Annotated in this window: 9 protein-coding genes; 7 read left to right on the top strand and 2 right to left on the bottom strand. The window is 40.7% G+C overall.

Annotated features, from left to right (window positions below; genetic code table 11):
* Positions 1-58: 58 nt before the first annotated feature.
* The gene (locus V4596_00045; GenBank protein MES2767505.1) at positions 59-757 is read right to left on the bottom strand and encodes an FKBP-type peptidyl-prolyl cis-trans isomerase; all 699 of its coding nucleotides are present in this window, start codon (positions 755-757) and stop codon (positions 59-61) included.
* Positions 758-885: 128 nt separating this feature from the next.
* Between V4596_00045 and V4596_00040 the strand changes: the two genes are divergently transcribed.
* The 6 genes from V4596_00040 to V4596_00015 all read left to right on the top strand — a co-directional run bounded on the left by V4596_00040 (position 886) and on the right by V4596_00015 (position 11,210).
* Positions 886-7,167: an invasin domain 3-containing protein gene (locus V4596_00040; GenBank protein MES2767504.1), complete on the top strand. Its 6,282-nt coding sequence runs from the start codon at positions 886-888 to the stop codon at positions 7,165-7,167.
* A 131-nt stretch (positions 7,168-7,298) separates the two neighbouring features.
* Positions 7,299-7,814 (top strand): hypothetical protein, encoded by a 516-nt coding sequence (locus V4596_00035; protein MES2767503.1) that lies wholly within the window; start codon positions 7,299-7,301, stop codon positions 7,812-7,814.
* Positions 7,811-8,515 (top strand): MotA/TolQ/ExbB proton channel family protein, encoded by a 705-nt coding sequence (locus V4596_00030; GenBank protein MES2767502.1) that lies wholly within the window; start codon positions 7,811-7,813, stop codon positions 8,513-8,515. Before V4596_00035 ends, V4596_00030 begins: the two co-directional genes overlap by 4 nt.
* On the top strand, positions 8,487-9,212 hold the full coding sequence (locus V4596_00025; GenBank protein MES2767501.1) for a flagellar motor protein MotB: 726 nt from the start codon (positions 8,487-8,489) through the stop codon (positions 9,210-9,212). The genes V4596_00030 and V4596_00025 overlap by 29 nt, the downstream gene beginning before the upstream one ends.
* A complete protein-coding gene (locus V4596_00020; protein ID MES2767500.1) occupies positions 9,209-10,648 on the top strand; it encodes a hypothetical protein in 1,440 nt (479 codons plus the stop codon). The genes V4596_00025 and V4596_00020 overlap by 4 nt, the downstream gene beginning before the upstream one ends.
* Positions 10,635-11,210, top strand: a complete 576-nt coding sequence (locus V4596_00015) for a hypothetical protein (GenBank protein ID MES2767499.1) — start codon at positions 10,635-10,637, stop codon at positions 11,208-11,210. Before V4596_00020 ends, V4596_00015 begins: the two co-directional genes overlap by 14 nt.
* A 44-nt stretch (positions 11,211-11,254) precedes the next feature.
* Here V4596_00015 and V4596_00010 read toward each other — a convergent pair whose 3' ends face one another.
* On the bottom strand, positions 11,255-12,214 hold the full coding sequence (locus V4596_00010) for a hypothetical protein (GenBank protein MES2767498.1): 960 nt from the start codon (positions 12,212-12,214) through the stop codon (positions 11,255-11,257).
* Between the two features lie 94 nt (positions 12,215-12,308).
* Between V4596_00010 and V4596_00005 the strand changes: the two genes are divergently transcribed.
* The gene (locus V4596_00005) at positions 12,309-12,866 is read left to right on the top strand and encodes a hypothetical protein (protein MES2767497.1); all 558 of its coding nucleotides are present in this window, start codon (positions 12,309-12,311) and stop codon (positions 12,864-12,866) included.
* Positions 12,867-13,103: the final 237 nt, after the last annotated feature.

Genomic DNA, 13,103 nt, shown 5'->3' with positions numbered 1-13,103 from the left:
ATATTAAAGATAAAAATAAAAATGGCTCGCAAGAGCTGCGAGCCATTTTTTTAGAAAACTATTTCTTTAGAATTTCGATAAGTTCGATTTCGAAAATTAGAACTGATCCTGGTGGGATCTTTGGACGGCCTTGATTGCCATAACCCAATTCTGGTGGAACGAATAATTTCATTTTACCACCAGCTTTTAACAACTGAAGACCTTCTGTCCAACCTGGAATTACGCCTTTGAGTGGGAAGTCCACAGGCTCGCCTCTTTCGTAAGATGAATCAAATACTGTTCCATCAACCAAAGTTCCTTTGTAATCACATTTTACTGCGTCGTCAGCTTTTGGAGACTTTCCCGTTCCTGGTTTTTCAATGATATATTGAAGTCCGCTTGGTGTTACTTTCACTCCTTCAACTGTTTTGTTTTTTTCGAGGAATTCTTGTGCCGCTTTTGAGTTCTTCTCAGCGTCCACTTTTTGTTTTTCCATTGCAGCCATTTGCATTTTCATCATGGCATCTTGCATATCTTTATCTGTCATTTGGTTTTTATCTTTTTGTGCGTCTTTTATTGCTGCTGCAAGTGCATCCGCATCGAAGTCTGGAAATTGTTGTTTCAAATTTTTTCCAATTTGTTGGCCTATAGCATAGCTAGCCTTCTTTCCATCTGTGTCTAGTTTTTTTGTACAAGATGAAACACCGACCATAAATAGAACCAAGACCAAAGTGTTTATTGTTCTATTTTTTATTTTATTTTTTAATGAGAAATTCATTTTAACCCCTTTTTTTCGTTTTAGAATATTAATGAACAGTTAAGCTAGACCCTCATAAGTGTCTTATGGACTTAATATTCTTAATATTATCTTAACAACTTAATACTTTATCCCGAAATGTATCAGGAATGGAACGTATATTCATAGCATCAAAAATTTTAATAGTCGCAATTTTTTCTCTAATATTTACGGGATGTGGCTCTAGCTCAGGACAGATCGATGATTTGTTTGGCTCTAGCAGTGCTCCAGTACTGACCTCTATTCCAAACCAGACAGTAGCTCAAACTACAGAAGTTATTGTTGATATAAATAATATCCAAGTAGGACTTCCAGGTAATGATACCGGCATGAGCTATGCTTGCTACTATGACCAAACAATAGATGATAACGTTGATGAAACATTACCCTGCACTTCACTACCCAATTCAGCAATTTCATTTGATACAGCGACTGGAATTTTAAAATGGACGCCTTCTACATCTGTCATAGGTAACTATGAATTTAAAATTAGAGGTACCAGCTCTGACGGAACATACGATGAAGTATTCACTATCGGCTCAAGACTTCTATTCGCAGGACTTGATGCCTTTACTAATATTACAGGTTTGGGTGTAACTTTAAATTGGTCTCCCAACACTGCTGCCACTGGCTATCAGATATATAAGTTGAATACGATTACAGGACAATACGAATTGTTGGGTTCAATCATTGGTGGATCAACAAGTACCTATAATCTTACAGGCCTCGTCCCAAATTCTCCTTACACTTTAAGATTAAAAGCTGTAGATGCCTTAGGCTATCCAGACGGAAATGTTGTATCAAGATCGTTCACGACAAATAGTTTAACAAAATTTTCTATGATTCCAGCAACTGCGACTGTAGCTTCTGGAAGCTCGCAAACTATTACTGCACAAGCCTACAATTCAAATGATACACCGCAAGTTGTGGGTGGACTTTCTGTTACTCCTCAAATTCAAAGCGGGACAAGCACCGGAACCTTCACCCCAGTTATAGATAACAATGATGGCACTTACACTTTCACATTCACTCCGGTGATTGTGGGAACTCCGGTTTCATTAGAAGTCACATCAAATACGACTTTCTATTTAAATAATACCAGTGACATCACCGTTATCACAGGAAGTCCAAGCAACTCTTTATCTAATATAAATATCAGTTCGAGCACTGTGGTTTCTGCCAATTCCGTAACTGTAACTGCAACTATTAAGGACAGTAATAACAACCCTATCGTTTCTGGTTCAACAATTACGTTCAACAAAGCGGGGGGAACATCTACTGGGTCATTCAGCGCAGTTACAAATCAAGGAAATGGTGTTTACACTACAACTTATACGGGTATTACCTCAGGGACTGCGCAAACAATTTCTGTATCTGTGGATGGAACACCGCTCACTCCCTCAACCACAGTTCAAGTGTTGCCAGGAGCTCCTTCAAATGCTCACTCAACTCTGACAATTAGCGCAGCTAGTATTTCTTCTGGCGCATCAGCAACCGTAACTGCAACATTAAAAGATGTGAACAATAACCCTGTTCCATCAGGAATTTTGGTGGCTTTCAATAAAGCGGGCGGTACAAGTTCAGGTTCATTCAGCGCAGTGGTAAATGCAGGTAACGGCGCTTACACAACGACATACACAGGATTAATTTCTGGTACCGCACAAGTTCTCTCTGTTGCTGCTGATGGTGTAACCCTTGCTCCCACGGTGACAATCACTGTTGTTCCAGGCGCAGCTTACCTTGCAAATTCCAATTTAACTGTAAGCAACCCAACTGTAATTTCTGATCAGTTTGTGACTCTTACTGCAACTCTTAAAGACTCAAACAATAATCCTATTGATTCTGGAATCACAGTGACTTTTGGAAAAACCGGAGGAACAAGCACAGGTACTTTCGGAACTGTAACGAATCAAGGTAACGGCGTTTACAATATAAGATACACAGGTGTTGTTGCCGGGACTGCGCAAACTCTTACCGTTCTCGTGAATGGCGTTGATCTAGGTGCATCGACTTCTGTAAATGTTGTACCTGGCGCTCCTTCTTCAACACAATCTGCAATCTCCGTAACTTCTGGAACAGTTGTCTCTGGAGCTACTGTTACCGCGACAGCAACAATCCGCGATACCAACAATAACCCAATCAGTTCTGGAATTTTGGTTACCTTCTCAAAGGCTGGGGGCACAAGCACAGGTATCTTTAGCTCTGTGACCAATCAAGGTAATGGTCAATACGCAATCAACTATGAAGGCGTTGCCTCTGGAAGCGCGCAAACAATTGGAGTGATTGTTGACGGTAGTAACCTAGGTCCTACAACTACAATCACCGTAACTCCGGGCGCACCTGCGAATTTACTGTCTACATTTACAGTTTCAGCTGCGACAGTAATCTCCGGCTCTGACATTACACTGACTGCAACTATTAAAGATGCGAACAACAATCCGATCAGCGCAGGAATTGTTGTGGGCTTTGATAAAGTTGGCGGTACATCCTTCGGTAACTTGAGCGCTGTTACAAATCAAGGTAATGGTGTTTACACGGCGACGTACACCGGTATCACCGCAGGAACTGCCAACACATTGCAAACCACAGTGAATGGATCTGGTTTTGCGACAACACAAACGGTTCAAGTTTTAGTAGGTGCACCGAACCTCGCAAATTCTTCGCTGACTGTTGCCCCAGCTACTCTCGCATCTGGCGCCATTGCAAATATCAGCGCTGTGATCAGAGATGTGAATAACAACCCTATCACAAGTGAATATGCAATTTTATTTGATACTATTGGCGGATCATCCACTGGCACCCTAGGCACAATGAACAATGCTGGTAATGGTAATTTCACAAATACATACACTGGTGCGACTGCTGGTTCAGCGCAAACTCTGCGCGTGTTGGCTGATGGAGCTCCGATCGCGGGATTAACAAGAACAATCCAAGTTGTTCCAGGATCAGTAGACCCTACCAACTCTACATTTACAATTTCAAGTTCTACAGTTCAATCTGGTTCCACTGTAAATTTAACGATGAATTTACGTGATGCAAATAATAACGCCATCACGAGTGGCTTAACTGTAACGTTCAACAAAACAGCCGGAGTAAGTAACGGTACAATCAGTGGCGTTTCAAATTTAGGTAGTGGCAATTATTCTGCAACCTACACGGGCACTACTCAAGGCTCTGCGCAAACAATTACTCTTGTCACCAATGGAACAGCAATTTCTGCAATGACTGTGAGTGCGACAGTCACTGAAGGCCCGCCAAATCAAATGTCTATTGTCGGGCCCGCAAACCCTCTAAACAGTATCGATTGTAATGGTCCATACGTTGTGACATTGCAAGATGCTGCTGGAAATACAACATCTTCACTTTCTTCTTTCAATATGAGTTTCTCATCATCAGGATCTGTACACACAGGAACTCTGTTTACTGATGCTTCTTGCACTTCAACATTAGTCACTCTTCCATTTGGTATCAGTGTGACAAGCAATAGCTTCTACTATAAATCTTATCTGCCACAATCAATGAGCTTAACTCTGACTCCTTCACTCGGTACGATTGCATCTCAATCTACCACTCTTACTAACGTTCCGGTAATTTCATGGATTGGTTCTGCGGGTGAATTCACTATGAGTGGTAGTGGAAATGAAATGGTTGCCGATGACACGAATGGTTTGTACAATCCACAAGATGTTGTTGCCGATGGAAATTATATCTACGCCGTTGAGGCAACTTACAACAGAATAGTAAAATATGATGTTGTATTGAATGAAGTTGTGGGATGGATTGGTCATGTAGGTTCAACAGAAGGAATTTCTGCTTACGACTCTTCTGCATCTTGCAATAACTTAAACCCAACCCTTGGTGATTTAACTCCTGTGTGGTGCAAAGGTGGTCGTAGTAACACTGTGACGGCTGCACTGGTAACAGGTTTAAAATACATTACCGTGGATTCAACATACATTTATGTCACAGCAGGATCCCATAGAATTTTAAGATTCAACAAAGATACTGGTGCGTATGGAGGTTGGATCGGTCGCATCTTAGCTTCTCCAGCAACGGGTCCATGTGCTTCTTCGAATGGACTTGCTGCTCCTGGATGGTGTGTAGGTGGAACCTCACAAACTGGTACTCTTGATGGAATGCTCAATAACCCACAATCTATTGTTCACTACGGTGGATATTTGTATGTGATGGATTATGCGAACCAACGTTTACAAAGATTTGTAGCCTCAACTGGTGCAGCCGCAGGTTGGGTGGGTCTTACAAACGCAGCTCCACAGAACTGGGCAGGACAACTCGCAACGTGCAGCCCGATTCCTGCAACAAACGATAGTACTCCGGGCTGGTGCTTGAGTGGTACGACAGGAACAGCGAAGGCTTCCGACAGATATAACTTATCTACTAATCCCGTTGAAGTTGCCGCGCCAAATGAAGGATTTAAAAATGCGATTGGTCTTACAACCGACGGAACATACTTGTATGTGGGTGACTCTGGTAACGTGAGAGTTGTAAGGATCGATTTAACTTCAGGAGCATTCTCTGGATACATTGGAAGCGCGCTCACAAGAACTCTTCCTACAAATATACCATCGCCAGCTACTCTTGCTTCGACATACACTTCAAATTGGACAACAAATGGCATTACATACCCTAGAGATACAACAAATGGTTTCGGAACAATCCGCGGCTTAACTACGGATGGGACATATCTTTATATCACTGATGATTATCATAGATTGATGCGCGTACAACTTTCTGACGGACAAAATTTCCGCTGGATTGGTAGAGTTTCAGTCTCACCTACAGGTGGATACATCGGTTGCAGCAGTACGCCAGTGAGCGGGGTCACGCCGGGATGGTGCATAGGTGGTCAAGCAAGTCGAGTTGGCAATACGAACAGTGCCTTCTATAGCCCCTACGGCATGACAATTTCAGGTTCTAAAATTTATGTGGCTGATTACAACAATTTTAGAATTCAATCTTTTGATTTGGCTGACGGTACAGCTGCGGGATGGATTGGCACTGCTACATCACAATCTACAAAATGGTCGCGCACGATTGCTTCAGGTGTATTGGCTTCGCGTGCTGGTATTGACGACTATGCAAACTTAGAAACTAGCACTGCATACAACAGTGTATCCATGAACAGCACTCACATGTTTGAGACCGATTTTGCTTCTGCTAGAATTAAAAAGTTCAATCGCTTAACTGGTCAGATGTTGGGTTATATTGGTATCATTGGTACTTTTGCTCCAACAGGTCCTGCGGGTTGCGTTGGATTCACCTCAGGTATGACTCCAGATTGGTGTACTGGAGGAGGAAGAACTTCGGCCGGCTCTGGTATTCATGGTTACAACAATCCATATTCTGTTACAGCAGATAGCACTTATATTTATATTGCTAATTATTCGAACCATAGAGTGGATCGCGTGAGAATCAGTGATGCTCTCTATCAAGGTTGGATCGGAAAAATCAATACGGTTCCTACCGATGGTGGAGCTTCTTGTACTGGAGCCAACGTCAACGATCCTGCTCCAACTTGGTGTATTGGTGGTTCGGCCATTAACGGCACAACAAACGGAATGTTCAATGCTCCAAGAGTTGTTCACTATGATTCACCATACTTGTACGTGACAGACAACACGGCAAGATTGATGAGAGTTAATCCGACAACAGGTGCCTTTGACGGAGCGATCGGACACATCACTTCAGGCTCTGTCTGTACAATCACTAGCAACGTAGCTCAAGGTTGGTGTACAACTGCGGCAACTGGTGGTGGCGGATCAAGCGGATATGGGTCCATCAACTCTGCGAGTGGTATTGCGGCAAACAGCTCATACATTTTCGTTTCTGATACAGGGACTCATAGAATTTCTAGATACAATAAAACTTCAGGAGCTCCTGCCGGTATCATTGGTAGAATTGGTGTTCTCACAAACTTAAGCTTAACTGGATATTGCGTAGGACAAACTGCAAACAAGCCACTGCAAGGCTGGTGTAACTCCGGAACAGCGGGACAGAATTTAACCACCGGCGCGGGTTCAGAAGATGGCTCGTTCAATATTCCAAGAGCAATTTGGGCGAACAATACTTATTTATATGTAGCTGATTCTTACAATCACAGAATTGTTCGTATCTCTGCTACTGACGGATCATTCCAAGGGTGGAAAGGTTATATTTCAGGATTGGGATCTGGACCGACAGCCATTGCCCCTGCTGCCTGCAATACCGCTGGTATTGGCAATATCACTCCTACATGGTGTACAGGCGGATCATCTGGACCAGCGAAACAACTTGGTGGATTTGATAATCCAGTTGGACTCTATGGAGACACAAATTATCTCTATATTAAAGACGGCAGAAACAATCGTACTGTTACAATCCCCATCAACTAAACAAAAGTCGCATGCGACTTTTGTCTCTTTATTAAGATAATTCAATAGTTTTATTAAGATGTTAAGACTCTATACCGAGAATTATTAAGATGATGTTAAAATACTTTTCAACAATCTTAATTTTTGGGTACATGTCAATTTCCTTGGCTGAACAAATCAGCTTTGAAACTGATGTACAATATAAAAAAAACGATCAACAAAATTTTGAGATGCTCAAAGCTGGACAAAAGATCGAGATCCAAAAGGGCGAGAATGTCTTTATCATTTCTAAGAAAAACATTCCGATGTTGGTCTTCTCTGCTCATAGCTCAGATTCCCAAATCACCATATCTGAAGCTAGTATGAGCACCGGTGTAATTGAGCTTATAAACTCCCACGTTGAAAAATCAACAGATGAAATCATTGAGAATTTAAGAAGAGCAGAAGTATTCATTCAAAAGCGTGACTACAACCAGGCTTCTCAAACAATCAGCATTCTAAAACAAAAATACAAAAACAATTCCTCCATATTGTTTATGAGCGCCAGCATCAACTACCTCAAGAACGACAAACAAAGCGCCATAAATGATTTACAAGAAGGTCTTGTGATCAACCCAACTAATGAAAATGCAAAAAAGCTTTTATCAAAGCTTAAAGGCGGCACATGAGCAGTTTACCAATTGGTATTTTCTTAACATTCTTTGTATTTTTATTCTCAATGGGTTTAGACACTATTGGAACTTACTTCAACCTCCACTCTGTCTTGATCGTTGGTGGTGGTACCATAGGAATTTTATTCTTCGCTACCCCACAAGCTGTTTTAAAAAATCTTTTCTATGAATTAAAAACTCTAGGCGCCAAGCCTTTGACAATGCAAGATACCAAAAGCGAAATCGAAGCGTTGACTAAAAATAAAGAAGCCACCTTCACCTCAAAAGACGACCTGGTGTCTTACGCGCAATTGCTTTGGTCGCAAGGTGTTGCGCAAGATCTTTTTGTAGTCTTAATCTCACAAAAGAAAAAAGAAATTGAGCAACGCTCAGTCGATGCAATTCAAGCCCTAAAAAACTTAGCCAAATACCCACCCTCTCTCGGAATGGCAGGTACTGTGATGGGTATTGTGACCCTCTTCCAAGCTTTGGATGGAGCAAAAGACAAAATTGGTCCAGGACTTGCGATGGCGATGACAGCAACGTTCTTTGGTTTGATTATCGCCAACGCGATCATCATGCCTATCTCTGATAGATTGCAAGTGAAGCACATGGCTTCAACTCGTTACTTACAAAGTATTTATCAAATTTTACTTTTGATTAATCAAGATGAAGCGGCAGAACTCATTAATGAAGAGGTCGAATTACGTGCAAGCTAAAAAGAAGATTCGATTACCGCGAATAGAACGAGACGAGTCTACGACTCTCCATGAGGACGAGAACGCTCACCTTTGGGCCGTTTCTTACGCCGATTTCTTGATGGCGCTCATGAGCTTCTTTATTTTGTTTTACTCGGCAGATCCTGCTTCTAAAAGTAAAATCATCTTTAATCTTGCTAAGCAATTTGATAGCAAAGGCAAAAGCGACTTACAAACCGCTGATGGAAAAACCAAAGGCACGGGCGGTGCCCTAGCCAATGCGATCAATGACAAAGTGGATGACAGGCTTCCTTCGAGTCTTTCGGACTCTTTAAACAAGTTCAATGTGAGCGTAGATACTGATCATGAAAGTTTGATTATCAATTTTGCAGACAACATGTACAAAGCTGGGCAACACGAAATGTACAAAGATCAAATTGCAGTCTTAAAGGAAATTTTAGAAAAAATTCATCCATTCTCAGAAAGTGTTAATCTATACTTTGAAGGTCACGCGGACAACCGTCCCATGAACATACATAAAACAAACATCGTGGTCGACAATTTTGTGCTCTCTTCCCTAAGAGCATCAAGCGCTCTTATTATAGCAAGAGATCTAGGGTTCTCAGAAAAAAAATTATTTATACAAGCAGCTTCATCAAATATTAGAAACTCCAGATCTCTCTCTATCAGGATAGAGCCGCACAAGGAGACACTATGAAAAAGACACTATTATTAATACTATCATTACTGATGCTCCCACTGATCAGTCGAGCGGATTTACTGGATCAACTCAACCTCGAGCAAACTCTCCAAGAGAGATTACAAAATACATTCAAGATGTTTGATGATTCAGCAAAGATTGTCGTAAAGCTCGAATTTGACAGCTTTCAAGGAACTCTGCCAGGTACAAATTTTTCGGATGGAGAAAAAATATCTCCAGAAAAAATCCAATTGAATGATATCAAAAAAATCAATGTGGATATTTATAGCTCTTTAGAGACTATCCCACCAGGCGCACAAGATGCGCTTTATAAAGCAGTTCCTGTGGAGAATAAGAAAAATGTATTCATCCATTTTAGCAAAGTAGACCAAAAACTTGTTAAACTTTCTAAGTCTATTGAAGTGAAAGATTTATTTGAAGTTGCAGATAAAACAATTTGGACATTTGCAAAACTTATTTTCGCAATCTTTGCTTTAGGGTTTGGTTGTACATTCTATTTATCAAATTCTTTCAGCAAGAAAAGATCATCCGAATTAAAAGAACAAATCAAAGTTTTAGCCGGTGCACTTGCGGAAGGAAGTGGAAACACACCTGCTCCAAGAACTTCTCCTGCATTTACTCCTTCGATGCCGCAAAATCAAAATTTTGTGCCGTCTTCATCAAAGAATCAAGATTCTATATTGGATACGCTCAGCACAAATTCTTTAAAAGAAATTTTTGCAGATTGCTATTGGACCGAGCAGGACGGCTATGCGAATTGGTTATGGAAAAACATCTCTACCGAACAAAAGAAAGAGATCACATCAGAACTCCCCTTCTTGAAGGAATACTCTCTTTTCTTTGTCACAACAGCAGCAAGGCCTATGTCCTATCACGAGCATCCTTATTATATGGAACCTTGTTCTCTTGCGCAAATTTCACAAAAAGATCTTAGTGAATCAGTAAAAAAAGACATCGGATTATGGCATGCTATCAGTCCGATGAGAAAAGAGAACATGAAGCTGGGTTTTGATGAAAAATTAAAAGCAATCCAAGCAAAACCGTCTGTATCTGAATTCACTGCAAAAACCAAGAGCACTCTAAGAACCTTCAGCGCCACTCCGACTTGGGGAGAATTGTCATTGACTGATGAAGCTGCAATATTCAATAACCCGCAAATGGTTCCGGACAATTTACGCAAACACGTAAAGACTCTGGCCTGGTTAGCTCTCAAGTCGCCAGAAGAAATCAAATCTGTACTTTCACAATTCGACACAAGATCTCTTGCCGCGGCATGGGTTGGGCCAGAGGAAATTTTAAAAGCATTAGAAGCTCACTTACCAGAAAAGAAATTAAAACTGTTATTGGTTTATAAAGAAAAATCAAATCCTAATCGCCACAATGACGTCTACCAACTCCTAGTCGATGAAGGATTAAAAAGTGAAGCTGCTTAATATTGCTCTCATGCTATGGTTCTTTGCATCGCCGGCATTTGCAGTCGACGTTGTGACTGAAATTAAAGAGAGTAGAAACTATTTATCTGCAGGCTTAGAGTATGCGCAGTTCAGTTTGGAAAGTGGATCCATCACAGGCAGCGCAATCCGCGTTGATTTTACTCATTACTTTGTCAATAAGTATAGTATTGAGATGTTTATCACATCGGCCATAAATGCCAGCACATCTTCTAGCTTCACTACTCTTGGAGGATATTTTTATTACACATTGACTGGAGATTGCTGTAGCTTTAATAAAATTATATCTCTCGATGGAGCGCCAATCGTCATGGAAAGCACTAATAAAAAGAACTCTTTGAAGGTAGGGCTTGGCATCGATCAAGTTTTCTTAAATGGATCCAAATCAGTTTACTCCATTTCTGGTTTAGGCTTTGGAACAGAATATGATTTCAAAATGTTCAACAAACTCTTCAAGGCCGCAGGGAGATATTCTGTGATGTCTTCTAACAATACTAACATTCAAGGTTTATTTTTCAGTCTGCAAATGACTTTCGGTTTATGAGTCATTCTTTTGCTCAATACAAACTGAGATCTACCTTAGAACCATTAAAAATTTAAGCGAAAGTTAATCAAGGCACCGTTGATTTGCTTAAAATTTTCTTCTCGTTCAAAAACAACATAAGGCTTAACTTCCATAGAAAGAACTTTTTTGTAAATCACAGAATTAATAGTAATGTATCCCCCGTAGGCCGAAAGCATGTAACCGGCAATGTCATTTCCAAAGCTTCTAAAATAATGAGTGGAGACACTAAATCTATCATTGGGAGTATAAGCGAATCCTGCAGAATGGTTTTCCGCTAAAATATTTCGTAGATAAAGAAATCTGGCGTCGTTCCCCTGCTCAAATGAAATCATTTTTTTATACAACCAATAGACAAACTTTAATGAAATCGAGGACCCCGCACCATCATCGTGATTGGCAAAGAATTCGAGACTAGGCTCAAAATTAAATCTTCCAAATTCATACTCTGTATCAGCCTCTATCGAATGATCTAGCCCGATTCCATCACTGATTGCAATTTGAGGTTTATATTGGACTTCAACACGATCCCAATTTTTCATAAAGCTCACGCCCAAGAAAACATCATCGTTTGTATTTCTAGTTCTCTGCTGCCTTGTCACCGAGCTCTGACCACGATCTCTTTTTTCATCTTGGTTGGCAAATTTTACTTTCCAGTATCTTTCAAAGCGAGGTAAATGCAATTGAACGCCATAGCGAAAGTTGGATTCAATATCGCCATTATCGGCAAAGTCTCCTCCTAAGATAACATAGACTTGGGTTTCGTTTTTTCCAACCGCGCCGGCCATTTTAGGAGAAACATTCTTGTCAATAATATCAGCGGCTTTATCGATTTCTTCTGCCGCGGCTTTATTAGCTCGGATCAACTCTCTTGTAAATGGTGAGGGGTTTTCGATTTCGTCAACTTTTGCTGGCTTGTCCTTATTTGGTTGCGCTACTGATTCACTTTGTGCATAAAGTACTGAAGGCACATAAACTATGAACACGAATGTACAGATAAAGCGAACTATGAAGTTATTCAAAAATTTTAAGCTAAATTTTAAGTCTACACTCATAATAACACTTTTAAGTTTTTATCCCATGGATAAGATTGTTGCTTCTTACACTCCTGAGGACGGTCGAATCACATATCTTGCAGGATTTCTCGCCAACGCCAATTTCCAAGAGAACTTATTTCATAACAACGATAGTCAATCTAAGTTGGATCGAAGTCAAAGCTTTGCTGTGCTCGCGCAAGCCTTGGGAGATCTCAGTTCCAAGAGTAGTTTGCTAGCAGAGGTTACCCTAGGAATACACAATTTCCGTAAAGAAACAGAGTTATATGTAGATAAATACACATTGGAAGCCATTTCATTTGATCTTGGTTATCGCAGACACATTGCCGGAGATTTCTGGGCCTCTGCAAGTTTAGGCTCTATGTATCCATGGAGAGTTAGGCAAAGGTTAACTTCAAGCACGACAAATTTTGATAAATCAGAATTCGATTCAATATATTCGGCTATCCTAGGTATCCAATACGAATCGACCCTTTTCGAACGCCCCGTCTCCTACGATTTAAGAATCCGAAAATATCTCAGCAGCCAATTCGACGACCAAATGTCATTGGGCCTCTCCATAGGCTGGCGCTTTGGTACTTAAAGAAACTTACGAGAGTTAGGCGCCACTCAAATTTTAACCTATTAATCTTCTTATCGTAAGCTCAATTGCATTATGCTTAGCCATGTCTCTGATATTTGAATTTATTGTGAGCTTGGCATAATACCTGAAGGTTATCGGTTTGATTACTGCCATTCTTGCTTACAGATTTTATATGATCAATTTGTAAGAAATGGTTTTGAGTGCATCCTGGGTATTGGCATTTGTAATTGGCTTTTT

The sequence above is a fragment of the Bdellovibrionota bacterium genome (assembly GCA_040386775.1).
GTDB lineage: Bacteria > Bdellovibrionota > Bdellovibrionia > Bdellovibrionales > JAEYZS01 > JAEYZS01.
This window is presented reverse-complemented; position numbering and strand designations above follow the sequence as displayed.